The sequence below is a fragment of the Methylophilus luteus genome, assembly GCF_042676265.1.
Classification (GTDB): Bacteria; Pseudomonadota; Gammaproteobacteria; order Burkholderiales; family Methylophilaceae; genus Methylophilus; species Methylophilus luteus.
The window spans coordinates 528,111-552,520 of the sequence record NZ_JBHTKB010000002.1 but is presented as its reverse complement, the minus strand read 5'-3'; the positions used below and the strand labels follow the sequence as shown (position 1 = coordinate 552,520).

General features: G+C 49.6%; 18 protein-coding genes and 1 tRNA gene. 8 read left to right on the top strand and 11 right to left on the bottom strand.

The genetic code is table 11. The features are described from left to right. Positions 1-13 precede the first annotated feature (13 nt). Positions 14-790 carry a lysophospholipid acyltransferase family protein gene (locus tag ACFQ1Z_RS12040; protein ID WP_379057897.1) on the top strand — a complete coding sequence of 259 codons (777 nt, stop codon included), beginning with the start codon at positions 14-16 and terminating at the stop codon, positions 788-790. A gap of 10 nt (positions 791-800) precedes the next feature. Here the strand turns inward: ACFQ1Z_RS12040 and ACFQ1Z_RS12035 are convergent, their stop codons facing one another. From ACFQ1Z_RS12035 to ACFQ1Z_RS12015, 5 genes are all read right to left on the bottom strand, one after another. After that, positions 801-1,655, bottom strand: a complete 855-nt coding sequence (locus ACFQ1Z_RS12035) for a sulfite exporter TauE/SafE family protein (RefSeq protein WP_379057895.1) — start codon at positions 1,653-1,655, stop codon at positions 801-803. Next, a complete protein-coding gene (locus ACFQ1Z_RS12030) occupies positions 1,579-2,415 on the bottom strand; it encodes a symmetrical bis(5'-nucleosyl)-tetraphosphatase (protein ID WP_379057894.1) in 837 nt (278 codons plus the stop codon). The genes ACFQ1Z_RS12035 and ACFQ1Z_RS12030 overlap by 77 nt, the downstream gene beginning before the upstream one ends. Before the next feature lie 149 nt (positions 2,416-2,564). Next, on the bottom strand, positions 2,565-3,068 hold the full coding sequence (locus ACFQ1Z_RS12025) for a c-type cytochrome (RefSeq protein WP_379057892.1): 504 nt from the start codon (positions 3,066-3,068) through the stop codon (positions 2,565-2,567). Positions 3,069-3,244: 176 nt separating this feature from the next. Next, positions 3,245-4,729: a choice-of-anchor I family protein gene (locus ACFQ1Z_RS12020; RefSeq protein ID WP_379057890.1), complete on the bottom strand. Its 1,485-nt coding sequence runs from the start codon at positions 4,727-4,729 to the stop codon at positions 3,245-3,247. Positions 4,730-4,901: 172 nt separating this feature from the next. Then, positions 4,902-6,041, bottom strand: a complete 1,140-nt coding sequence (locus tag ACFQ1Z_RS12015) for a sugar phosphate nucleotidyltransferase (protein WP_379058015.1) — start codon at positions 6,039-6,041, stop codon at positions 4,902-4,904. A gap of 158 nt (positions 6,042-6,199) precedes the next feature. Here ACFQ1Z_RS12015 and ACFQ1Z_RS12010 point away from each other — a divergent pair. Then, positions 6,200-6,276 (top strand) — tRNA-Arg (locus tag ACFQ1Z_RS12010). A 535-nt stretch (positions 6,277-6,811) separates the two neighbouring features. After that, on the top strand, positions 6,812-8,236 hold the full coding sequence (locus tag ACFQ1Z_RS12005; RefSeq protein WP_379057889.1) for a hypothetical protein: 1,425 nt from the start codon (positions 6,812-6,814) through the stop codon (positions 8,234-8,236). Between the two features lie 390 nt (positions 8,237-8,626). Here the strand turns inward: ACFQ1Z_RS12005 and ACFQ1Z_RS12000 are convergent, their stop codons facing one another. Further along, positions 8,627-9,238 carry a TetR/AcrR family transcriptional regulator gene (locus tag ACFQ1Z_RS12000; protein WP_379057887.1) on the bottom strand — a complete coding sequence of 204 codons (612 nt, stop codon included), beginning with the start codon at positions 9,236-9,238 and terminating at the stop codon, positions 8,627-8,629. Positions 9,239-9,416: 178 nt separating this feature from the next. Between ACFQ1Z_RS12000 and ACFQ1Z_RS11995 the strand changes: the two genes are divergently transcribed. The 5 genes from ACFQ1Z_RS11995 (at position 9,417) to ACFQ1Z_RS11975 (ending at position 14,353) form a co-directional block, all read left to right on the top strand. Continuing rightward, positions 9,417-10,853 (top strand): coniferyl aldehyde dehydrogenase, encoded by a 1,437-nt coding sequence (locus ACFQ1Z_RS11995; protein WP_379057885.1) that lies wholly within the window; start codon positions 9,417-9,419, stop codon positions 10,851-10,853. 7 nt (positions 10,854-10,860) lie between these two features. Continuing rightward, on the top strand, positions 10,861-11,904 hold the full coding sequence (locus ACFQ1Z_RS11990; RefSeq protein ID WP_379057884.1) for an MBL fold metallo-hydrolase: 1,044 nt from the start codon (positions 10,861-10,863) through the stop codon (positions 11,902-11,904). A gap of 223 nt (positions 11,905-12,127) precedes the next feature. Beyond that, a complete protein-coding gene (locus ACFQ1Z_RS11985; RefSeq protein WP_379057882.1) occupies positions 12,128-12,523 on the top strand; it encodes a YccF domain-containing protein in 396 nt (131 codons plus the stop codon). 27 nt (positions 12,524-12,550) lie between these two features. Then, the gene (locus ACFQ1Z_RS11980; protein WP_379057881.1) at positions 12,551-13,126 is read left to right on the top strand and encodes an MOSC domain-containing protein; all 576 of its coding nucleotides are present in this window, start codon (positions 12,551-12,553) and stop codon (positions 13,124-13,126) included. A 510-nt stretch (positions 13,127-13,636) separates the two neighbouring features. Further along, on the top strand, positions 13,637-14,353 hold the full coding sequence (locus ACFQ1Z_RS11975; protein ID WP_379057880.1) for a response regulator transcription factor: 717 nt from the start codon (positions 13,637-13,639) through the stop codon (positions 14,351-14,353). A gap of 58 nt (positions 14,354-14,411) precedes the next feature. On the opposite strand, the gene ACFQ1Z_RS11970 is transcribed toward ACFQ1Z_RS11975, so the two are convergent. From ACFQ1Z_RS11970 to ACFQ1Z_RS11950, 5 genes are all read right to left on the bottom strand, one after another. Next, complete coding sequence (locus tag ACFQ1Z_RS11970; RefSeq protein ID WP_379057879.1) at positions 14,412-14,903, bottom strand: YfiR family protein; 492 nt, start codon at positions 14,901-14,903, stop codon at positions 14,412-14,414. 26 nt (positions 14,904-14,929) lie between these two features. Next, the gene (locus ACFQ1Z_RS11965) at positions 14,930-17,038 is read right to left on the bottom strand and encodes a TonB-dependent receptor plug domain-containing protein (protein ID WP_379057877.1); all 2,109 of its coding nucleotides are present in this window, start codon (positions 17,036-17,038) and stop codon (positions 14,930-14,932) included. Positions 17,039-17,348: 310 nt separating this feature from the next. After that, entirely contained in the window at positions 17,349-19,454 is a 2,106-nt protein-coding gene (locus tag ACFQ1Z_RS11960; protein ID WP_379057876.1) for a TonB-dependent receptor plug domain-containing protein, read from the bottom strand. A 24-nt stretch (positions 19,455-19,478) separates the two neighbouring features. Next, positions 19,479-21,548, bottom strand: a complete 2,070-nt coding sequence (locus ACFQ1Z_RS11955) for a two-component system response regulator (protein ID WP_379057874.1) — start codon at positions 21,546-21,548, stop codon at positions 19,479-19,481. A 2-nt stretch (positions 21,549-21,550) separates the two neighbouring features. Beyond that, on the bottom strand, positions 21,551-24,280 hold the full coding sequence (locus tag ACFQ1Z_RS11950; protein WP_379057872.1) for an ATP-binding protein: 2,730 nt from the start codon (positions 24,278-24,280) through the stop codon (positions 21,551-21,553). Positions 24,281-24,410 lie beyond the last annotated feature (130 nt).

The window sequence follows — 24,410 nt, the reverse complement described above, 5'->3', positions numbered from 1 at the left end:
TAGTTTTTAATTTTTGACCAAAACACCATTACTCATACGCGGCTGGCGCATCACCCGCATCATCCTGCTGGTACTGACAGGGCTGACCCTGGCAACAGTTGTATTGCCGATGGCCAGTCGCCGCGTGCGGCTGGGTCTGATCCAATGGTGGTGTCAAAGCCTGCTGCGCAGCTTTAATATCGCCACCACCGTTACTGGGGCCTTGCCTGGCAAAGATACCCACGGCGTGTTGTTTGTCGCCAACCATATCTCCTGGGTAGATATACATGCCATCAACAGCGTGCTGCCGGTGCGTTTTGTCGCCAAGCTCGAAGTGAGCAAATGGCCGGTATTTGGTTACCTGGTCAGAAAATCCGGCACCATCTTTATTAACCGCAGCCGTCAGCGCGACGCGGCGCGCGTGGTGCAACTGGCCAGCAATGCTTTGAAACTCAGGGATAATTTATGCGTTTTTCCGGAAGGGACTACCACCGAAGGCCAGCAGGTGCTGCCGTTTAAAAGCAGCCTGATACAGGCCGCTATTGATGCCAACAGCATAGTCATCCCGGTGGCGATACGCTATGCGCTGGCTGATGGCAGCCTGAACCTGGCTGCGGCTTATGCCGGCGACACCACCATGGGCGAATCCATGCTGGCATTTATCAACATGCGCCGGCCTGCTGTTCATTTACATTTTTGCCAGCCTATCATGGCCAGGGATATGAGCCGCCAGGCACTGGCCAGGCTGGCGCATGACGAGATCACGCAGGTGCTCTACCCGGCGGCGCACTATCAGCAAGCGGTTGCCTGAAAATCATGAGTCATGGCACATAAGCCTGCCAGCCGGCTTTTATAATCAGCAGTATCACCATCACAATAAACACCCGCCGCACCAGCACAGCACCATGCCTGAGTGCCAGCGCGGTGCCCAGCAGGCTACCGGCCACATTGGCTGCTGCCATCGCCAGCCCCACCTGCCACCAGACATGCCCGGTAGCCGCCAGCAATAACACTGCCGCCAGGTTAGACGCGGCATTCAACACTTTGGCCGAGGCTGACGCATGCAGGAAATCTACCCCGAGCAACCGTATCAGCAGAAAAATAAAGAAACTACCGGTGCCAGGGCCAAAGAATCCGTCATACCAGCCTATCAGCCCGCCTATCGCCATCGCCAGTAACAAACGTACCCGCTGCGAGCGCAACGGGCTATGCAGCATGCCGAACTGGCGGTGCATCAGGGTATACAGCAACACAAACAGCAAGATCAGCGGCAGCAGTTTGCGCAGCAACTGCGGGTCAGTCCGGGTCAAGGTCCACGCGCCCAGCCACGAGCCAGCAAAAGCCACCAGCGCAGCCGGCAGCAACCAGGCCCAATCCAGCCTGACCCGCTGTGCATAGCGTAACGCCGCCACTGCCGTGCCGAATACGCTGGAACATTTATTGGTGCCCAGCAGCAACGAAGGCGGCAATGCCGGGTAGGTGGATAACAGCGCCGGCACCGTGACCAGGCCACCACCACCGACCATGGCATCCATGATACCGGCCAGAAATGAAGCCAATACGACCAGCCAGAGATCCGTCATGGCAAGCAGCCGCTTTTTAGTCGCCGCCGCCAGTCGCTGGCCGGTCGCGTTCATCCAGCGCCACTTGTACCACCTGTTGGCTATCAAGATCATAGGCTGTCAGCTGGCGCCCCCATAAACAACCTGTATCCAACGCCACCACGCCGTCACCCTGGTGCAGGCCTAATGCTGACCAGTGGCCGAACAGTATCGTTTGTGCCTGTGCCGAGCGCCTATCGGGGATCTGAAACCAGGGATAATAACCGGCCGGCATATCCGGCACTTCGCCTTTGAAAGTGAATTCCATCTCACCCTGCGCGCTGCACAAACGTATGCGGGTAAAGGCGTTGACGATGGCGCGCAGCCTGTCCATGCCCACCAGCGCATCATTCCATTGCGCCGGGCTATTGCCATACATGGCGAATAAAAAGCTGGCGTAATCCGTGTCGCGCAAAACGGCCTCTACCTCTTCAGCCAGCCGCTTGGCTTTGGGCAGTGTCCATTGCGGATACAGGCCGGCATGCACCATGGCATAGTCGTCTTCTAGCACCATCAGTGGCTGCTGGCGCAACCAGTGCATGAGCTCACCGCCCTCTGGCGCAGCAAAGATCTCGGCCAGCGTGTCAAACCGGTGCGGTGGGCGCACGCCATGGGCGACAGCGATCGCATGCAGTTCATGGTTGCCGAGCACCAGACGGATCTGCACCCTGTGCGCATAAGCCCAGCGCAATACAGCCAGCGAGCCGTTGCCGCGATTGATGATATCGCCCACCAGCCATAGCTGGTCAGTTGCCGGCTGAAAGTTTATTTCTGCCAGCAACTGCATCAGCGAGTGATAGCACCCCTGTATATCCCCGATTGCATATCTTGCCATGCCTGCCACCTGTGCCTGTTTTTTTTAACTCTTAGCTTCTATTCTGCACTATAAACCCAGCATCACCGAAAATTAGTACCGCTGAAAATTAGTACCGCCGGCAAATAAAAAAGCCGCTTGTGACAAGCGGCTTTTGCATGTGCTGGCTTTTATTTTTTCAAGCTGGCAGCATCAAACTTTGCACCGGCCTGATTCGCCATATAAGCGACCGCATCGGCTACTTCGTGATCGGTCAGGTCAGCACCGCCGCCCCTAGGTGGCATGCTGCGTATACCTTCGATCGCGTGTTTCACCAGCGTCTCGTAACCTTGTGAGATACGTGGACCCCAATCACCGGCATTACCGATTTTTGGCGAACCCAGTGCACCGGTGCCATGACAGGCAGCGCAGGTCACTTTCACGATCTCCTCACCGCTTTTTTCTACATGCTCGCCAGCTTCTGCTGCAACCTCAACCGTGGCTACCGGCTGGATATTTGCGGCTATTTTTTGCTCAGCTGCTTCAGTCACCTCTTTGGCTGGCGCAGGTTTTTCACTGCCTATGACGCCAAAAAGATAAGCTAACAGTGACACTACCAGAGTGAATCCAATAATTGTGCCTGGTATCACAATGATTAACTCTTTGATGCTTGAACCTTCCTTGTACCCCGACATATCTGTGCCCCATTGATTTTGAAATTACCTGCGCGATTATAACGCAGAACCCGTTGTCATGAAACGTAACATGGCTGTTGCAAGCCGCACAGCCTTTATCACGGCTAAAAACAAAACAGCCAGACAAATACTGTCTGGCTGTTGTTGCTTATGCTAAAACTGATGTCGGGTGAAGATTACTTCTGGCGGCGACGCAATGCGCTCAAAGCCAGCACACCCAGGCCCAGCATAGCGGCAGAGGTCGGCTCTGGCACTGCGCTGATGCTGTAAAGTGTAGTGGTGTTAGAACCCTCGTTGGCAAATGCCAGATAAGACTTTCCACCAAACTCGAACGCAACCAGGCCTTCAGGTGCCAGATCGCCGGCAGAGACTATCATGTCGATAAAGCTGACTTTGGTCGGGTCAGTGATATCAAACAGGGCAATCGCGCCACTGGTGGTTCTTTCCAGGCCGACTGCAGCAATGGTGCGGCCAGCCAGCTCGAACAACTCTACACCTTCAGGCTCCACACCTTTGTCGCGGCTACGGCCATCATCGTAAATACCGCGTGCGGCTGCTTCTTTATCCAGAATGTCGCCACTGTCATAAACCAGCGCGCCATTGGCGTCACGGATGCTGAAAGAGCGTGCACCTGCCGCATAGAGATCACCTGGTGAAGAATCGGTATTTGAAACACGGATATTAGCCAGCACGCCGGTCGCGCCTAAAGAACTGGCCGCAGAACGGTCACCATCATCTTCACGGAAATCGCCTTCATTCGCGGTCACCAGATAAGTCTGGCCGCCTGCAGAATAAGCAGCGATACCATCTGGCATGTACAAGCCTTTGACGTTGGCACTGATAAAGTTGATATTGCCATCATTCAATGGATCTATGCTGTTGCCCGGCTTGCTGAAATCCTTGACACCCAGGCCGACCACATTGGTGAAGGTGTTGGTGTTCAGGTCCAGGATACCGATCGCATTCGCTTCTTGCAGCGTGACGTAAGCCTTGCTGCCATCCGGGCTTACCGCGATGTATTCCGGTTCAAAGTTCATGCCGGTGTTGGTACGGATATGAGTACCTGAAGTCGGCACGCCGTTAAAAGTAGCAGTCGCGGCCACGCTACGCGAGGCGACATCAATCACAGTCACGCTACCTTGAGGGTCATTCACTGCCGGGTTGTAATTGCGCGGGATAGTAGAGCCTATGCGTGTGCCGTAGGTGCTTGGCGTACCTTCGTTTGCCACCAGGATCTTTGAACCATCAGGTGTGAATGTCACCATGTCTGGCAACGCACCTACGTTAAAAGTGTGAGTGCCTGCAGCCAGGCTTTTGCTGGAAGTATCATACAACTGCACGATACCGGCATTGGTGCGGGTGTTGTTTTCGATCGCGAATGCGGCCAGGCCATTTTTGATGCTCACACTATTGATACTGCCGTAAGCGCTGGTATCTATATGTTGCAGAAAGCTGCCGGTAGTGGCGTTCAATACATCTACGCCCTTGACCCCGGCGACCCACAAGGTATTGGTGATGGCATCATAAGCCGGGATCTCAGCCAGGTAACCGCTACCGCTATGGGTGAACGTCCACTCCTTGCTGATCTGGTAAGTGTTAGCGGCCTGCGCAGCACTCATAGTGCCCAACGCTAATGCCAGCATTAAAGTCATTTTTTTCATTATATCCTCTCCTCAAAAGTCCTTAGAGGATACGTAGAAAATATGACAAATCCTTGAAGCTGGTATGTCAGCAATATTTCAGCGGACTATTCTTCAATCAACCTCAAGAATAATGTTTTATTCGGATATCCAGACATATAAAACCAGTCAATCGGTAAGCACCCACTCTCCATTAAAGCCGTGCATGAGCATAATTTTGCGGATACACCACTTTTTCGCGCGCGTCGGTCCAGATAATGTCGCAATTCTCGTCATCGATATGCATCATGCGGCCATCGCGGTCCACGCAATACTCACCACAGACGATGCGCTCCTCCACTTGATAACCCTGAGCAATACGCGTGTAATCAAACAGGATAGAACGGATCACCGTACTGTCACGCTGGATATGGCAGCCATTGCTGATCCAGGTCGGGCCTATGATGCGTGCGTTCTTATCCACGCGCGAGCCTGACCCTATATACACCGGCCCCTCAATCTGCGTGTGCTCCCAATCGATATGCACATTCAAGCCCACATACACCCCGGGCCTGATCTGCTTGCCGGGGATAGGCATAGAAGGGAAAAAGCCCTGCATCATCTGTTGCATCACCAGCCAGTAATCAGCCACCACACCGATATCTATCCAGTTAAATGGATGCTGTATCGCATAAAAAGGCAGGCCGCGCTGCACCAGCAAAGGGAACAAGTCAGACCCTATATCAAACTCGCTACCGCTCGGAATCAAGTCCAGCACCTCAGGTTCAAAAATATAAATACCGGTGCTGGCCCAATTAGAACGCGCCTCAAGCTGGGTCGGCTTTTCCTGGAAAGAAATGATACGCCCCTCCTGGTTGGTCACCACAATGCCATAGCCAGATACCTTATCCATAGGCACCTGCATAGTCACCAGGCTGGCCAGCGCACCCTTCTTTTTGTGCTCATTCACCGCGCGCGTGATATCCAGATCTATCACCGCATCCCCGCACAGCACTATGGTGGTCTCATCAAAAAAACCGCTGAAATCCTGTATCTTGCGCATACCACCGGCAGAACCGACCGCATGCGGCACCACCTGGCCATCGATAATATCGCCCTCAAACGAATAACCAATATTCACCCCGAAGCGATGCCCGTCTTCAAAATAATCCTGGATCTTTTTGTGCAGATAACTGACATTGATCATGATATCGGCCACGCCATGCATGGCCAGATGCTCAATCAGATAAGCCATCACCGGCTTACCCAACACAGGAATCATAGGCTTAGGCAACTCATAGGTGAGCGGCCGCACACGCGTGCCTTTACCAGCGGCCAAAATCATGGCTTTCATCATTGCTTATATCCTTAAATAACTTTAACGTTTTTCAGGATCAAGCATAGTCATGCTCTATGACAGGATTATTTCAGGCGACTTATGCCAGCAAAGGCATACAAAAAGACTACCAGCGCGCCAAGGCAGCGCGACTTATTTGCTATAATGGCCGGATTGCGCCCGTAGCTCAGCTGGATAGAGTATTGGTTTCCGAAGCCAAGGGTCGTGAGTTCGAATCTCGCCGGGCGCACCACTCAGATAAAGAAGTGGGCACTTGTAATAGTGACCCACTTTTTTATTGTCCATCGAAGCCTTGATGTCTCCACTAACAGCCGTCCAAAAGTTACTCAGCTTGCATGCAATCTTGTAACCCCATGACTTATGGGGACTGAGATTTCTCAGCGGGAAGAATTCTTCAACCTTGATATTAAGAATCTCTTCATACTTACGGATGGTGCGTTTGGCCGCTAAAAATTGTAACAGCCTCACGCTCAATTTGGAGCATTTCGGACTCCCGGTCTAGTGTCCGCTGAGCCATCTTGATCAAGTTAGCAGTTTTATGGGGACTCTTTCCCATGAAGATTTCTTAGGACCTTGAGAGCAATGACAGTTGTAAATGCAGGGTAACGTGCAACTGTCTCAAATCAAAGCCAAACTCAATCACAGCAATTCATTGCCACTTTTATCAAATTCGGGTTTATGATTTGGTTTTATGTATTTATACCCCTCGTGTTATATGCCCGGGTAGATCACTAGCCAAAATTAGATTTAATTAAATTCGGAACATTATGAATAATCCATCTGTTGAAATTAACCTTCCTGATCGCTATGACATATTGAAACGCAAAGCTGAGGGTCAGTTATCTCAGATAATCTCACCAGTTCAAGATGCTTTAAATCACATAGATAATATTTCTCAAGATATGCGAGCTTCTTCCAGAGGAAGCTTCATGGTACTGAGGGGAGACTCAGGAACTGGAAAGTCAACCTTTATTCATACCGTTGGGTTGTTTAGGGAAAATGTAGAAATTATATCCATATCAAAAGAAGAGGATATCGGAAAGTTTTTATCTAGCTTATCAGCAACCCTATCCAGCATGAGGATTATTGTATTTGAAGGGCGCGAAGCATTAACGGATGTTTCAAATGAGCTTCTAGAGAAATCTATCCACGCAATCAATTCTTTTATAAGAACGGAAAAAGGGGAAATGACTTTAATTGCTTGGCCAGTTAATAGAGATGACTTAGCAGAAAAGCTTGCTCACCTATCAAATGTATTAGGTGCGGAGTCACTCTCAGGAATAGATGGGCCGGTATACATATTCAAAGGCCCAGAAAAACAAGAGTATTTGAATATTGCTAAAAACACAATTGCCCTTCTGAATCAAGGAGAAAACATACATGACCTCGGCATATCCAATGATAGAGCGAACGAATTAGTCTCCAACTCAAAGACAATTGGTGAATTGCTAGTAAAAATTAGAAGTGAATTACTATCCAATCAAAAAACACTAAAAGCACTTTCAAAAACTGAACGTTGTAGAGTATGGATTGTAATTTTGGCTGGTAACGAGCCCGACAGCGACATTGATGCTATTACTAGAGGCACAATGTACTCCGCAGATGTCGATAGAATGCTATCAGTTACTAACGCAAACATAGTACATGAGTTAAAAACTCATCCTGAAAAGATCGGCATGATAGGAACATATTTTGATGCCAGAATTTTACATATACCAATTTTGGCTGCACTTGCCGCAGTCAGATCTTACGCAGACCAAAAATTAAAAAACACGATGAAAAACATGGGGATGCAGGTAATATCAGATAAAAAAGTTAAAGATAGGTTTTCAGAAACAGGATTGGTTTACTCTTTTAAAAACAAGCCAATAGGATCAAGAAAAGTTGGCGGGAAAGTTGGATCAAACTCAACAGCTGCCTTTGAAAAATTAACTACCATTGCCTCTAATGATGATGTATCACTCAATAAGGCACTAGCAGAATGTCTTAAAGATATGGGGCTAATTAAAAGCTACACATATGAAGAAGATTTTGGAGGCAGATTAACAAGACGAACGGATATTGTCGCTGTAACAGATGAATATACCGTTAGACTTGAAATTATGTGGAGAAAGAAAACAGGTAGGGCAGAAATTTCAAACTACGCACTTACAAAACTTTATAACTATGGAAAAGCAGTTGGTTACCTGTAAAACTAAGCCTGCTATTGTGACTATCTGTCTGATCAACTACTTCCTTTGTATAGGCTATGACAAATTATAAACAGGCATCTTAGGAAAACTTTTAGTTTATCTTGGGACTTGGGATATGCCAACCTTTGAGAAAGCGCCAGCGTCCGAGCTGCGGGGGCATTTAAGCCCGCACTCAGAGAGAAGTACCCCTGCTTCAAAAGAATTTTTAAGAGACGCAGATTACTTTACACCAGTGCCCATCTTCATCTTCTCTGGCGCACCATCAATAAAGCATAGCCAAGATAGTGAATACTAACTTGGCTTTTTTAATGTTTTACTGCGGCAATAACTTTTAGCTTCAATTACAGCTAAAAGTCTTCATGACTAGCGGTGAGGATTACCAGTCAGTACTCACGCTTTCAATCCTTCCAAAAGCGTTTTAAGAGCGCCATCAATTGCATTTTCCCCAACCTTTTCTGCAAAGAGTAAGCCATCAATAGAGAGCATGGTTAATCCATGCACTTGCGCCCAGCATGCAGCCGTTTGGTCATTAAGCTCTCTACGTTTAAATTCTTTCTGGTTTTGTCCAGTCTCCAAAATCTCTAGCAATACGCCAAGAGCAGACATCGCTCTTTTATCCAGATGAACCTGGCTTGATTCAGTATTGGCTTCAGCGCTGAACATTAATTTATACAGGGAAGGATGCGTCAACCCGAATTGAATATATGCTTTTCCAGCAATGAAAAAGCGATCAGTTGGCGTTATGCCCGCTAACTTCAATGCCTTTGTCAGCTCTGCCCCCATTTGATCAAAGCCAATTAAAGCGAGTTCTGCCAATAAAGAGTTTTTATCAGGAAAATGTTTATAAGGGGCGGCGTGACTGACTTCAGCACGCCTCGCTACTTCACGCAACGTGAATTGCCAGCCGTTGTTTTCCGTAAGCATGTGCAAGGCTGTATCAACAATCACTTTTTTTAAGTTGCCATGATGATATGGACGTTTAGCTTCCTCAATCTCACTCATTTGTTCATCTTTTTCAGATACTCAATATAAATAATTATATATCTTTAGGTTAATGTTGTCGCTGCTCACATAGTTGACAGTGTAAACATATGGGAATATCATGCCGTTATGTTTACACTGTAAACATTTCAGGATTTTCTTTATTACCCAGACAAAGCCGTCACTTAAGGAGATAGCCATGAACACACTAAATGAATTGCCTACAGAAACAATTTCTTTAACGTTAAATAGTTGCCTTGCTAAACAAAGGGCAGCTTTTCTTCAAGAAGGTCCGCCAACGATAGACCAAAGGCGTAACAATTTAAAAAAGTTACGGAGTGCAATATTAGAAAATAAACAACAATTCGAGCAGGCGGTAATGTTAGATTTTGGTAATAGATCAGCACATGAAACTGCCATCATGGACATCATGTCGGTTGTGCAAGGGATTGATTACCTTTTAAAGAATTTGCGTCGCTTTATGCGTACGCAAAAACGTCATGTCCCACTTAATTTCCAACCTGCTCGTGCGTATGTCACTTATCAGCCTTTGGGTGTAATAGGGATCATGTCACCCTGGAATTATCCGGTTGCTTTAGCGCTCATGCCGCTTGCAACTGCCCTCGCTGCCGGAAATCGTGCAATGATCAAACCTTCTGAGATGACGCCGGCTACAAATAAAGTTTTAACGTCGATACTGAGTGAAATCTTTTCTACGAGCGAAGTGGCTATATTCACGGGTGATATCAAAGTGAGCACCGCTTTTACCGAACTTGCATTTGATCATTTATTGTTTACAGGGAGTACTCAAGTTGGCCGCCATGTCATGAGAGCTGCGAGCGAGAACCTAGTGCCTGTGACACTGGAGCTCGGAGGAAAGTCTCCCGTGATCATTGATGCTGAATATCCTATTGAACATGCAGCTAAAGAGGTTGCCTATGGAAAGCTGGCAAATGGCGGCCAGATTTGCATCGCACCGGATTACGTCATGGTGCATGAAACACAGCTTGATCAGTTTTTGACGGCTTACGATAAAGCGGTCCGTAAACTCTACCCTAACGGACCTGGATCAACCCAATTTACCTCTGTTATCAATCAACATCATTTTCAGAGATTATCCAATCTGATTGAGGATGCCAAAATCAAGCAAGCGCGTGTCGTTGAAGTTGGCGTTAATCCTCAGCAAGCACGACAACGTGTTAACACGCTTGCTCCCACCGTAGTATTCAATGTGAACGATGAAATGAATATCATGCAAGAGGAAATTTTTGGGCCGGTGCTACCCGTCATGACTTATAGCAACATGGATGATGCAATCGCATATATCAATGCACGCCCACGTCCACTGGCACTCTATTATTTCGGGCATGATAATTTGAACCGTCAGAAAGTGATGACGAGAACCACTTCGGGAAATCTAACGATCAATACCACGATTCTGCACTATGTCATCGAGGACCTACCGTTTGGTGGGATTGGCCCAAGTGGAATGGGCTCCTATCATGGCATTGAAGGTTTCCGCACCATGAGCCATGCAAAAGGGACGCTAGAGTTCAGAAAATGGAATATGAGCAGTGTGCTTAGAGCGCCATTTGGACCGTTAGCAGACTTCATACTAAAAGCCCTATTGCGATAATTACCCTATGATCAAATCCATTTTATTTATAGCTATTTTGCTAACCAGTTTAATTGTGTTTGCCAATAGCGATGAAAGAACGAAGCATATGCCTTTTAAAAACCAATTCGAATCTGCGGAAGACACGAAGTCACGTGCTTCTATTGGCTATATGCTTCACCGAGCGTGGGTGCAAATGACCAATCAGAAAGCCGATGAGAATAGTATTAAACAATCATCAGTGAACATAAAGCAACTGCAACAGCATGACTTCTCTGTCACCTGGCTTGGACACGCCACTATGTTGATTAAAGCTGGTGATCTTTGGATATTAACGGATCCCGTCTTTAGTCAATATGCCACGCCGACTCCACCGCTAGGACCAAAACGCCTGGTACCGCCAGCGTTAGATATCAGGGATCTGCCGCATATCGATATTGTGCTCATTTCTCATGATCATTTTGATCATCTTGATTTGCAAACGGTAACAACATTGGCCAACCAAAAAAATGGTAGCCCGTTGTTTTTAACTGGGCTCGGTCTGAAATCTTGGTTTGCTGACAATGTGGTAGCTGCAAAAGTAGAAGAGCTCAGTTGGTGGCACGAAACCAAGTTTGGAAATGCAAATTTTAAATTTTTACCCGCTCAGCATTCAAGTGGTAGAACATTTACTACTAAAAACAAAACATTATGGGGAGGATGGCTAGTTGAATATGCTGGTAAGAAGCTCTATTTTGCTGGCGATACCGCTTATGAAGAAAAATTGTTCGCACAAATTTCACAAAATGTAGGTCATATCGATTTGGCCGCGTTACCGATAGGCGCTTACAAACCCCGCAATTTAATGCGTTTTGAACATATGGACCCAAGTGAAGCTGTGCAAGCACACAGAGACTTAAAACCGGTGAAATCGATTGCGATACATTGGGGAACATTTCAACTTGGCGATGAAACATCAGAGCAAAATCGCAAAGACTTTGCTGCTGCTATTGCAAACCAAAATGTAGAAAATTTCAATTTAATAGCGATTGGACAGACAAAGGAGATAGCCAATGTTCATACTCCGAATTAATCACGCAGCCACTTATATTAGATAGGCCGGTTTAATCTGTTGGTCGTGAGCTCCCAGCACACCTATGCCAACTTAAGAGCCGATGCGCGCCATGGCGGTATACGGCAAGCGTCTTGCGAAGTGGTCTGTAGCGTATTGGAAATACAGCACAGCTCGTTGTAGAGAAGTCATTTTTACGTTATGTTTAGTCCATGATCTTGTTCGGATACCATAAGGAAACATAATGCGAAGTATAGGAAACTTTCTCTGGTTCATCTTTGGCGGCTTTTTCATGGGCCTGGCATGGTGGTTTTTTGGTATTCTGGCCTTCATCACCATCATAGGCATCCCTTGGGGTAAGGCCTGTTTTGTCATCGGCCAATTTACCTTCTTACCATTCGGTCGAGAAGCGGTGAGCCGCAACGTGTTAAATCAGAAGGATGACATAGGCACTGGTGTGCTTGGGTTTATTGGAAACGTCATCTGGTTTATCTTTGCCGGCGCATGGTTGGCAATCGGTCATATTATTTCTGCACTTGCTTGTTTCGTCACTATCATCGGCATTCCTTTTGGCATTCAGCATCTGAAACTTGCTGGCATTTCACTCGCCCCAATCGGTAAAACAATCGTCAGTAAATAGCTTTACCAACCATCAATACTGGCATTCATGCAGCCCGTCACCCTGCGTCAATTGACTAAACAATTTAGCCAACCCGGACGGCTGGATGCCATCTACCTGCGTCCGGGTCGTGGTCAGCCTTGTTTGCAACAAGATCAAGCCGATGCCATTGCCAACCTTGGATTACAGGGAGATCGCGCAAGTTTGCGCCAGTCATCGGCACCGAATGGAAGCAAACGACAAGTGACTCTGCTGCAAGCAGAGCATTTACCAGTGATAGCAGCGCTCACCGGGCATGCACAGATTGATCCGGCTTTACTCAGGCGCAATCTGATTGTTTCCGGCATCAATTTGCTGGCGACAAAATCGCTATTTAAAGATCAGCCTTTGCTTCTATTGATAGGTGATGTGGTGCTGGAGGTCACGGGTCCTTGTGAGCCCTGCTCAAAAATGGAACAAGTGCTTGGGCCCGGGGGCTACAATGCTATGCGCGGCCATGGCGGTATCACGGCACGTATTCTGCGCGGTGGTATTTTACGTATTGGCGATACAGTACAGGTCGTTATAAAGACTGATACTGATAAAGCTCAGCACTCTTCCCTACCCCTTTTCGGCAGTGACTAGCAGTCAGTTTCAACTGTTATTCAAGCTAACGAAATCTTAATTGAGCAGTACCTACTTTCATCTGCACTGAAGCTGGCTCAGCTAAAAATGATGGTTGAAATAGCCTCCCAATCACCTGCATCTATCCACCTGAAAAACTGTTCTTTCCACAGGCTGAACAGTCAATGACATAGACAAATGCAAACTCGCAATTCAGCATTCATCAGATTACGCCAAAGTAAAAACCACTGAAATTTACAAACTGTCAGGAATATTAAGGTTTTTAATTTTTAGTTTGGTAATATATTACGACAATTATTCTTTTATTAAATATTTACAATCTTGACTGATAGCAGCGCGTGACGGCTTGTTAATTTGCCGGCAATTGCGCGCTGAATCACTGGCAGAAAAATGTTGCAGCCCTGCGTTATCAGGGCTGAAAAAACATAGTGCAGCATTCTAATTTGCAGAAGCACTGTATTGCATAGTTATGATTGATATCGTTAACAGCAGCTAACCAGGACTTGGGTCATGAACCTTTCACTGCCAACCAACATAGACCATATTCTTGTCATTGATGACGACCCGTTGATGCAAATTGTCGTCAGTGCCCTTTTCACCAAAGCTGGTCATGTACAAGTTTCATGCGAGGGCACGGTCAGGTCGGGTATCGAGTGGTTTGACGATAAACCTGCCACAGATAATATCGTACTGATTCTAGACCTTGGCCTGCCGGATGGCGACGGCAAAGACGTGCTTGATTACTTGTCCACCCATAGGCCACAAACACCTGTGATCGTGATCACATCCGAATCCACCATAGAGACCAAGCTGGCGGTTCTCACTCAGGGGGCAGATGCCTACCTGCAGAAACCGTTTATCCATGAGGAGCTGCTGGTCACGCTGCGTTCAGTCTGTCGCCGTGTTTTTGCGGCTGAAGAGCGCGGTTCACTGGCACACTGGCAACTGATAGTGCGCCAATGGATACTGATCGCGCCGAATGACGTGGAGATACGCTTGAGTGTGCCGGAAACCCAGTTGCTGGATCTATTGCAACGCCATTACGGCAAGCCGGTTTCCAGACTCAAGATCAGTGAATCTCTGGGCAGTTTGTATCGCTACTCTGGCAACAGCCTAGAGGCCATGATCAGCCGCTTACGCAAAAAAATCAATCAGGCCTACCCTGATGTTGAGGTTGTCAGAGCGGTCAATGGCACCGGCTATATCCTGGTACTGGATATACGCTGACAGCCGACTATGGCAGGCCTCGACTGTGGCTGGCCTCTACTATGGGCTGGCCTTAAGTTTATCTGACTGATCTGGCAATCTTCAGCACGCTGGTTGAGAGATTTAATTCGGTCTTGCGGATATTGCGCAGACTCACATCAAACACATAGCGCCCACCGACCTCTTCCAGCCCTATCATTCCCCCGCGCTCCAGAAAATTGGGCGTATCACTAATGCTGAGCACATTCCGGCTCTGCAACCAAGTTAAATAGTTAGAGATCTCGGCGTCAGGCAAATCATTTGCCAGATAAGCAACATGGCAATCTGCCAGCTCGTTGACTGCACTGACCTGGATGATTTTCAATGAATGTCCTTTCACCAGCTGCGACTCCAGGGCGCGTGAGCCGCGTATGAAATTATCGTTTTGGGTACGGATGCATACATTCAATACGGCGTTGTCAGCGAGGCTGGTTTTAGGCCAGGTGCTGAACCTGGAGAAATTCAGCAGAAAAGCCATTCTGACCTCGGCATCCGCAGCGTAAGTGGCTAGCGGTCGCAGCGTGAATGTCATCACTAACAGAATATAAACGAAGCGTGCTAGAAGTCCCAACGGATCTCTCCCACCAGGCTTCTGGGCGTACAAAGCATCCACATGCGAGTACCCTGGTCAAGCATGACACCCCTGCCCTCATAAGCGTTACACATGCCGTTATTCAGGCTGCGGGCATTCAATGAAAGCTCGATATTTTTCACCGGTTTCCAGCGCATGCGCATGTCAACCGTGGTATAGCCTGGCCGGGAATAATAGGATGATCCGCTAGTAGAATCTCTCTCACTGATACGTCGGATATCCATGCTGGTACTAAAGCGGGCAGTCGGCTCCCAGGTCGTCCGCAGGAATGTAATGCTGGTGGGGATCAATGCCGCTTCATCAGCCTGATTGGTTTCACTCACCACATGGTTCAAGGTCTGTGAAAACTGCAAATGCCAGTCATGCAAAAGTCGCCAGTCTACACTTAGCTCGGCGCCTACTGTTCTGAGTTCGCCTTTATTACCGGGGCTCACATAGTTGGTCACATAGCCTTGGGTGGGTAAAGTGCTGGCATCAGTTCTGTCGAACGTAAACGATGACAAGCTAGTGTATTGATTGCTAAATACGTTGATATTGCTGTGCAGCTTAGAGTTCCACTGTGCTCGCCAGCCCAGCTCGGCCGAATTTAAATACTCACTCTTTAAGCCACCATCTGAGCGAACGATGGTTGCAGATGGTGGCAGCCCCCCTTGTGCTGGCTTGTACTCAACGCCTAACTCTATATCCTGGTCAAAGCGTCTGGGCACACGTACCGCCCGCGCCAGCTTGCCCCATAGCACATGATCGGAATGCAGGTTCCACACCAGGCCCAGGTTGGGAGAATACTCCCAGCCGGTGTATTGGTTGTGATCCATACGTGCGCCTAGAGACAGCAATAGCTTGTCGTTGAGGGTGATCTCATCCATGGCGTAAAGACTGCTATAGACCATGGTGGCCTCAGGTTTTTTAACGATGACTTGGCCAGACTTGATGTGATCATCCACAACGCGTACAGATGCGCCCCAGGAGATATCGTGGCCGTGACCTACATAAACACGGTTTTGTATATCTGTATCAAATATATTTTCTGTCACGTCGACTATACGCTGAGGTTGAATGGCCGGGCTCAGCCAGCCTGTGCCTATGTCTAAACGTACATAGGAGGCATTCAGCTGCATCGCGCTTCCATTCGCCAATACCCATTCGCTATGCCCGCGCAGACTAAAGCCTTTAGACTGCTCTTTAAAGCGGGCAAGGTCGTCCTGACCTTCTATCATTGAAATCCAACTTGTACCATCACTCACGTAAGCATCCGCAGCAAAATCCCACTTGCCACCATCGCGGTTATAACCATCCAGCCGAAAACCCGCTGAATGTTTAAAAAAGGCATCCTTAGCGCTGCCACCGCTCAGATTCTGGTTAGGGTTTGAATGAAAGTCAGACACGTATCCACGGTAAAACACACTCTGGTCGGCATTCGCCCCGCCGAACTTTCCACGCAGATATTGTTGCCAGCCACCCCCAACCACCACAGTGGAAGTTTGCGTCGCAGCGGCAGATTTGGTGATGATATTGATCACCCCATTGACTGCGTTCACCCCCCAGGTCGAGGCACCAGAGCCACGAATGATCTCCACTCTCTCTATATCATCAATTGAAAAACCCAGGCCTTCCCAATTCACGCCGGAAAATACCGGGTCCAAGGCATTGCGTCCATCTATCATCACCAGAAGTTTGTTCGAGATCCGCCGCGCCCCGCCTCTGATAGTCACTGCCCAATGATTGGCTGATACCTTGACCACATCCACGCCCGGCACCATCATGAGTACTTCAGGGAACTCAGTTGCCCCAGACTGCCGGATATCCTCAGCGGTGATGACGGACATCGCCGCCGGCACTTTGGAAATGCTCTGCGGTCTTTTAGAAGCGGTGACCACCTCTACATGCATCAGGTCTTCAAGAGAGGTATCACGCAAAGAAAATTGCGTATCCCCCTCTTCAGCCATTGCCAGCGGTAGCAGCTGTGTCATTGCCAGCAACAGGCCTAGCAGCGCAACGGCAAGCGGCACTGAGTTGTAGCGCTGCTGGCCAGGGTTTATCGGTGGGGATGTCATAGTTGCAGATAGGGTATACATAGTAAATCCTTCTGACTAGCACGGCTAAGATGGCGATCTGGCAGCTCGTTGACGGCGCTGATCTGAATGTTTTTTAGTGAATGTCCTTTCACCAGCTGCGCCTGTAAGCAGCGTGAGCCGGGGATGAAGGCGTCGCTTTGGGTTGGTATGCAAGGATGCAATACGGCGCTGTCAGCGCGGCTGACTTCAGGCCATGTGCTGAACCTGCAAAAATTCAGCAAATAAGCCAACCTGGTGACGGCATCCGCTGCGCAAGTGGTTAGCGCTCGCAGAGTGAATGTGGTCACCAATAAAATGGCTATGAGGCGCGCTAGAAGTCCCACCGTATCTCTCCAACCAGACTTCTGGGCGTGCAAGTCAAAAACATGCGAGTGCCGTGGTCAAGCAAGACACCCTTGTCTTCATAGGCGTTGCACATGCCGTTATTCAGGCTGCGTCCATTCAGTGAAAGCTCGATATTTTTCACCGGCTTCCAGCGCATGCGCATATCAATAGTCGTATAGGCTGGCCGGGAATAATGGGGTGATTCGGCAGCAGAGCTTCTGTCACTGGTACGCCGTATATCCAGGCTGGTACTGAAGCGGGCATTCGGCTCCCAGGTCGCCCGCAAGAATGTAATACTGGTGGGTATCAATGTCGCTTCCTCAGCTTGATTGCTTTCACTCACAACATGACTAAAGGTCTCTGAGAGTTGCAAATGCCAGTCATGCCGAAAACGCCAGTCTACACTCAACTCCGCGCCTACTGTTCTTAACTCGCCATTATTATTTGGGGTCACATAGCTGGTCACATAGCCTTGTGTGGCAAAAGTGCTGCCATCAATTGAGCTGACGTTATAGGACGACAAGCCAGTGTAATCATTGCTGAACACATTGAAATTGGTGTGCAGCTTGTTGGTCCACTGTGATCTCCAGCCTAGCTCGGCCGAATTCAGATACTCACTTTTGAAGGCACCATCCGCGCGAACGACTGTTGTATTTGCAACTGGCAGCACCCCTGCTGGCTGGTAGTCGACGCCGACCTCTACATTGCGGTCAAAGCGCGTAGGCACGCGCACCGCCCGCGCCAGCTTGCCCCACAGCACATGATCGGGATGCAGGTTCCACACCAGGCCCAGGTTGGGAGAATACTCCCAGCCGGTGTATTCGTTGTGATCCATACGTGCCCCTAGCGACAGCGTTAGCTTGTCGTTGAGGGTGATGTCATCCATGCCGTAAAGACTGTAAAACAGCTGGCGCGAGTCGGGTTTAGTCACCTGGACTTGCCCGGTCTTGATTTCATCACTCAACACGCGGGTAAATGCCCCCCAGGAGATATCATGGCCATTGCCGACATACAGGTGATGTTGTATTTCGGCATCGAAGATGTTTTCTGTGATGCCGAGAATACGCTGCGGCTGAATGGCGGGGCTCATCCATTCTGCGCCTATATTGGTATGTACAAAGGAAGTATTCAGCTGCAAACCGCCGCCATTGGCCATAGGCCATTCGCTATGCCCGCGCAAACTAAAGCCATCAGTCTGTTCTTGATAGCGTGCAGCCTCTCCCCTGCGCTCTACCACTGAGATCCAACTGCTGCCCCTGTTATTGTAAGCATCCGCAGAAAAATCCCACTTGCCACCATCGCGGTTGTAGCCATCCAGCCGAAAACCCGCCGAATGTTTAAAATAGGAATCCTGAGCACTGCCACCACTCAGATTCCGATTAGGGTCTACATGAAAGTCGGACACGTATCCACGATAAAACACACTCTGGTCGGCATTCGCCCCGCCGAACTTTCCGCGCATATATTGTTGCCAGCCACCACCGAGCACCACACTGGAAGTTTGCGTCGCAGCAGCAGATTTGGTGATGATATTGATCACCCCATTGACTGCATTAGACCCCCAGGTCGAGGCACCGGAACCACGAATGATCTCCACCTTCTCTATATCTTCAAGCGGGAAAGCCACGCTTTCCCAGTTCATGCCGGCATACACCGGGTCGTATGCATTGCGGCCATCGATCAGCACCAACAGTTTGTTCGATATCCTATGTGCATGCCCTCTCACAGCGACTGCCCAGTGGTTGGCTGATATCCTGATTACATCCAGCCCAGGCACCATCATCAGTAATTCAGGTAACTCGGTTGCCCCGGACTGCCGGATATCCTCGGCGGTAATGACAGACATCGCCGCCGGCACTTTGGAAATGCTCTGCGGCCTTTTGGAAGCGGTGACCACCTCTACATGCATGAGGTCTTCAAGTGAGGCATCACGCAAGTTAAATGTCGGGTTTTCTTCCTCAGCCATGGCAGCTGGCTGCAGAGTGGTCGCCAGCAGCAGGCCCAGCATCGCAACGGCAGGCGACACTGAGCTGTAGTGCTGCTGGCCAGGGCTAATCGGCGCGGATTTTATCGATGCAGAGAGGGTAGACATAGCAAATCTTTCTGACCAATAAGGCTAAGCTGTGAATGCGTAAGCAGCGAACGGCTGGGGTTTACCATAAAAATACCCCTGCAAAAAATCACATCCGAGTTCGGTGAGTATATTGGCCTGTTCCTGGGTTTCCACGCCCTCAGCCACCACCACATATTCCATGGTTTTTGCAATCATCATAATGGCGCGCACTATCGCCTCATCCTGTTTGGAATGCTGCAGCTCATTGACAAAATGTCTGTCTATCTTGAGTACATCAACCGGAAAATTCTTCAGGTAACTCAGTGACGAAAAGCCAGTGCCAAAATCATCGATGGCGATACGTATCCCCAAGGCACGCAAGGCGCGCAGGTTGTTGACCGTGGACGGGGTGTGATGCATGACTATGTTTTCTGTCACTTCCAGCTCTAGCCTGGCTGCCGGTAGTTTTGAGGTCTCAAGCGCATGGACGACTTGCTCATAAAAGTCCGCACTTAACAGTTGCAATGGCGAAAGATTGACCGCTACTGAAAGCGGAAAACCGGCTTCAGCCCAGCGCGCGGCATCGTGACAGGCAGTGTTCAATACGTAACTGCCTATCTCGGTGATCAGCCCGCTCTCTTCAGCGACCGCAATAAAGCTTGCAGGACTCAACAGGCCTTTTTCAGGATGCCGCCAGCGTAGCAGCGCCTCCACAGAAACCATCTTTTTGCTGATGGCATCCACCTGTGGCTGGTAGAACACTTCCAGCGATCTTTCTTGTAATGCCACACGCAGATCAGCTTCTATCTGCACTCTATCCAGCAGTCGCGCGGTCAGCCTCGGCGTGTAGAACTGGCAGTTGTTCTTACCCATGGTCTTGGCTTCAGACATGGCAGTATTAGCAAACTTGAGCAGGTTAAGCGCGTCGCCCGCATCTTCAGGATAAACACTGATACCCATGCTGAGATTGAGAAAAATAGAATGCTGACCTACCTGATGCGGCCCTCTTAAAAAGATCTGCATGCGCTGTGCCAGTAACAAGGCCTGCTCAGCAGTGTCCACCTGCGGCAATAGCAGGGCAAACTCATCGCCACCCAGCCTGGCCGCAAAGGTTTCGCCGGCATCAAAAAATGGCTGTTCACTCTGGCACAAGCGGTCTAAAAAGTCGGTTCTGGATAAATGATCACTGATCAGGCCAGCCACTATCTTTAACACCGCATCACCGGTCTCGCTGCCCTGGCACTCATTGATCAGCTTGAAATCATCGATATCCATCAGGATCACCGCAAACTTACTGAGCTCTGCCTCGCCTTGCACTATGGTCTCAGAAACGCGTCTGAGAAATTGCCTGCGGTTAGGCAGCCCGGTCAGCAAATCGTGATCAGACAGATACTGCACCTGCTGTTCGGCCCGAAACCGGCCGGTGATATCGCGCAATACACACAAGGCTCTGTCATGGGTGATACGGGCAATATTACCCTCCATGAAGCGCGCATCCTGGCCTGGCACAGTCAGGCTGAAAGGGATAGTGTGTACGACTTCATGCTGCAAGGCGTTTTGCAGATCCTGCACGAAAAACCTATGCACCTCAGGCGCAAAGAACCCGGGCAGCGATTGGCCGGCACTCAATATGCCAGCTTCTTCCAGGGCACCATATGCCTCGTGTATCAAGCCTTCACCATCCAGCAGGCAGATGGTATCGGGCAGGGCCTTGAGCATGGCGCGATTACGCGCCTCAGACAGTTGCAGCTCTTTAAGCGTGCGATAGGACTGCATGACATAATCCATGCGGTAGCCTATCAGTGACCAATCGATAGGCTTAGGCAGAAAGTCTGTCGCGCCAGCATCATAAGCGAGAGCGATAGACTGAGTGTCACGGCAGCCGGTGATCATCACCACCGGCAGTTCAGCATGATCGCCACGGATATTACGGCACACCTCAAAGCCACTCATTTCCGGCATATCGACATCGAGCAGCACGATCTGAAACTCATCGCTGGAAATACAGCGCAAGGCTTCATGGCCATTACTTACCGTGTGCACCTCATACCCATTTTCTTGCAGCATGGACTGTAGTGATAACTGCATGATCACGTCATCATCCACCACCAAAAGTTTCCCTTTATTTAGCATAATCACCCTTCTGTACGGTAGGTGGCGCTCAGCTCATGCACCACGAATGCATATTCGCATTTCACTGATTTGATCAAGATGTCCGACTTATCCAGCACACCATCCCTGGCTGAGGCCTCGATCAGACTGAGTGTATGGGCCAGAAACTCGGCCCCCATATTGCCCGCGCTAGACTTCAAGGCATGCGCGGTGCTGGTCAGGGCGACGGTGTCGCCTCTGTGGTATACCCTTTGCATTTCGGCCAAGCCGGTTGGAAAAGTCTCACAAAAGGCGTCTAACAAACGCAGGATAAGTGGCAGCTTGCCGGGTTGCGAGATCGCAGCCAGGTTACGCAGGGAATGATGATTGACATGGTGCAACACCTTGGCCGGTAGCGGCTCAGGGCCATCCGCAGGCGCTGCTGCATCTACAGGGCCGGTGACCTTGAGCCAGCGGTTGAGCACGCCTTTGAGCTGATCCTGCGTATAAGGCTTGATGACGTAGTCGTCCATGCCAGCCAGCATGCATTTGACTTTATCGCCGGCGATCGCATTGGCGGTTAAAGCAATGATGGGAATACGTGGCTGGTCTGCCTGTTGCATGGCACGTATCCTGCGCGTGGTTTCGTAACCATCCATCTCTGGCAGATGGCAGTCCATAAAAATGGCATCGAATGCTTGGTGCTCTAACAAAGCGAGCGCCTCATAGCCATCATTGGCAAGCGCCACCTGCATGCCCAGGTCTTCAAGCATATCGATCGCCACCATCTGATTGATCTTGTTATCCTCAACCAGCAACACATGGGCCTGGTCTAGGCTGGCTGACGGAGTGGTGGGTATGCGCGCAGCGCCGGTCACGGCATGCTGTATGGCGCTGTAGAGTTGCGCAAAGCTCAAGCCTGGCTGCAGCAAGGTAGTGAGGGCGAATCTTGCCGCCAAGGCCTGGGCATTTTCGCTGTCAGCCAGCAGCAACACCGGTGTCTGGTCCCAGCGATAGTCGGCACGGACCTTCTCCAGCAACAGCACGTAATTACCCTGCTCAAAGGCCTCACTGATCACAATCGCACCGTAGCCAGCCTGGCCTGCAGCATCGAGCCCGGCAAATGCGGCCGTCATCTCAGTCAGCAGTTCACATTCAATATGCACCGCACTCAACTGGGCGCACACCGGGGCGAACTGATCAGAAGCCGGCATACAAGCCAGCACACTTAAACCGTCAAACCCGGGCTGATTCATCACTCCCTGCGCCATCACTGATTTGTTCAGTGTCAGTGCAATCGTGAATATAGAGCCTTTGCCCTCTTCACTTGTCACAGAAAGGGTCCCGCCCATCAGTTCTAACAATGAGCGGCTGATCGATAGCCCCAGTCCGGTACCGCCATAGGTTCTCGAAGTGGAGTTATCCGCCTGCGAGAAATGATCAAAAATACGCGTTTGCAGTGATTGCGGGATGCCTATGCCGGTATCCTGCACCGCGATGGTGAACGATATGGTGTCGTCTGTTTCTGCCGTGACTTCTGTCATCACCGTGATGCCACCCTGCTCGGTGAATTTCAAGGCGTTATTGAGCAGGTTGACGAGCACCTGCCTTAAGCGCAACGCATCGCCGCGCAGCAGCAGTGGCTGTGAGGTCGAGTCCTGCACCCGCAGGTAGAGGCCTTTCATCATGATCATTTCGCGGAACATATTGCTGGCGTCAGCGACCACAGAGATGATATTCATATCAGCATCATCCAACTCTACTTTGCCGGCCTCGATACGCGAAAAATCCAGAATATCGTTAATGATCTGCAGCAGATGCTGGCTCGAAGATTCCACCACTTCAGCAAACTGTCGCTGCACATTATCCAGTGGGGTCTTTAACAACAGCTCTATCATGCCAACGATGCCATTCATGGGCGTACGGATCTCATGGCTCATAGAGGCGAGGAAATCACTCTTGGCCCGGCTGGCCTGCTCTGCCAGATCCCTGGCCTTGACCAACTCCTCTGTCCGTCTGTTGACCTCGTTATCTAGATGGTCCATTTGATCAAGAATGGCCCGATTGGCCGTCCTCAACTGCAACAGCATCAATTGAAAGCCTTGTTGCAACTGATTGATCTCAATGATGCGGCTGGTCTCCAGCTCTTGCTCAAACACCATCAGCTGCCTGGTATCAGCAATATTCTCCATCACATGCGCCAGCTTGGTTAATGGCGAGACCACCATACGTATACGCTTGGCAAACAGTTGAATCGAAATAAGCACTGCCACCGGTGAGATCACCAGCAAAAATATCAGCAGCTGCCCTAAATGGGTGATCAAAGGTTTTACATCTACACCTAGCCTGAATGAGCCCAGATTAAAACCATCAAAACTGATCGTCTTTTGCAAGACTATGCTGGTACCCTGGATCTTCTGGTACGGTTGCGGATGCCTGGACGGCTTGGCAAGGGCTGGTTTTTCCACACCAGGCCGATAATAGCTGGCAAACAATTGCTGATTATTGTCGTAAAGCTCCACATACTTCACGTCCGTGACTGAATCGAGGTTAGCCAGCACTTTTCTGGCGGCTTCGCGGTCGCTAAAACTCAAAGGCGCAACGACGTTGTCTTCCAGCATCATCATCCTCAGGTGTATGTCTTCCAGATGAAACTTGATCATCAAGTACGAAGCCACCACAAATGAGGTTATGCCCAGCACCAGGATAGCGCCACCCACGGTGGTGACGACCATGTCACCGATATGTGACAACAGGTTGGCGGGAGTTTTCATCCTGCTGATCTTAAGTGTTGGTCTGTTCACAGGGCACCTTTGAAAAGTAATCGCGTGGCCGCATGGCTCACTGCTCATATCCTTATAACGAATTTATATCTATGTTTCTTAAAGCAGAATACAGGGTTAA

What these genes read in the sequence shown, in the direction of transcription:
- ACFQ1Z_RS12035 (WP_379057895.1), bottom strand. Translation starts at nt 1,655, where the DNA reads ATGATCTTGATAGCCAACAGGTGGTACAAGTGGCGCTGGATGAACGCG.
- ACFQ1Z_RS12030 (WP_379057894.1), bottom strand. Translation starts at nt 2,415, where the DNA reads ATGGCAAGATATGCAATCGGGGATATACAGGGGTGCTATCACTCGCTG.
- ACFQ1Z_RS12025 (WP_379057892.1), bottom strand. Translation starts at nt 3,068, where the DNA reads ATGTCGGGGTACAAGGAAGGTTCAAGCATCAAAGAGTTAATCATTGTG.
- ACFQ1Z_RS12020 (WP_379057890.1), bottom strand. Translation starts at nt 4,729, where the DNA reads ATGAAAAAAATGACTTTAATGCTGGCATTAGCGTTGGGCACTATGAGT.
- ACFQ1Z_RS12015 (WP_379058015.1), bottom strand. Translation starts at nt 6,041, where the DNA reads ATGAAAGCCATGATTTTGGCCGCTGGTAAAGGCACGCGTGTGCGGCCG.
- ACFQ1Z_RS12005 (WP_379057889.1), top strand. Translation starts at nt 6,812, where the DNA reads ATGAATAATCCATCTGTTGAAATTAACCTTCCTGATCGCTATGACATA.
- ACFQ1Z_RS12000 (WP_379057887.1), bottom strand. Translation starts at nt 9,238, where the DNA reads ATGAGTGAGATTGAGGAAGCTAAACGTCCATATCATCATGGCAACTTA.
- ACFQ1Z_RS11995 (WP_379057885.1), top strand. Translation starts at nt 9,417, where the DNA reads ATGAACACACTAAATGAATTGCCTACAGAAACAATTTCTTTAACGTTA.
- ACFQ1Z_RS11990 (WP_379057884.1), top strand. Translation starts at nt 10,861, where the DNA reads ATGATCAAATCCATTTTATTTATAGCTATTTTGCTAACCAGTTTAATT.
- ACFQ1Z_RS11985 (WP_379057882.1), top strand. Translation starts at nt 12,128, where the DNA reads ATGCGAAGTATAGGAAACTTTCTCTGGTTCATCTTTGGCGGCTTTTTC.
- ACFQ1Z_RS11980 (WP_379057881.1), top strand. Translation starts at nt 12,551, where the DNA reads ATGCAGCCCGTCACCCTGCGTCAATTGACTAAACAATTTAGCCAACCC.
- ACFQ1Z_RS11975 (WP_379057880.1), top strand. Translation starts at nt 13,637, where the DNA reads ATGAACCTTTCACTGCCAACCAACATAGACCATATTCTTGTCATTGAT.
- ACFQ1Z_RS11970 (WP_379057879.1), bottom strand. Translation starts at nt 14,903, where the DNA reads ATGACATTCACGCTGCGACCGCTAGCCACTTACGCTGCGGATGCCGAG.
- ACFQ1Z_RS11965 (WP_379057877.1), bottom strand. Translation starts at nt 17,038, where the DNA reads ATGTATACCCTATCTGCAACTATGACATCCCCACCGATAAACCCTGGC.
- ACFQ1Z_RS11960 (WP_379057876.1), bottom strand. Translation starts at nt 19,454, where the DNA reads ATGTCTACCCTCTCTGCATCGATAAAATCCGCGCCGATTAGCCCTGGC.
- ACFQ1Z_RS11955 (WP_379057874.1), bottom strand. Translation starts at nt 21,548, where the DNA reads ATGCTAAATAAAGGGAAACTTTTGGTGGTGGATGATGACGTGATCATG.
- ACFQ1Z_RS11950 (WP_379057872.1), bottom strand. Translation starts at nt 24,280, where the DNA reads ATGAAAACTCCCGCCAACCTGTTGTCACATATCGGTGACATGGTCGTC.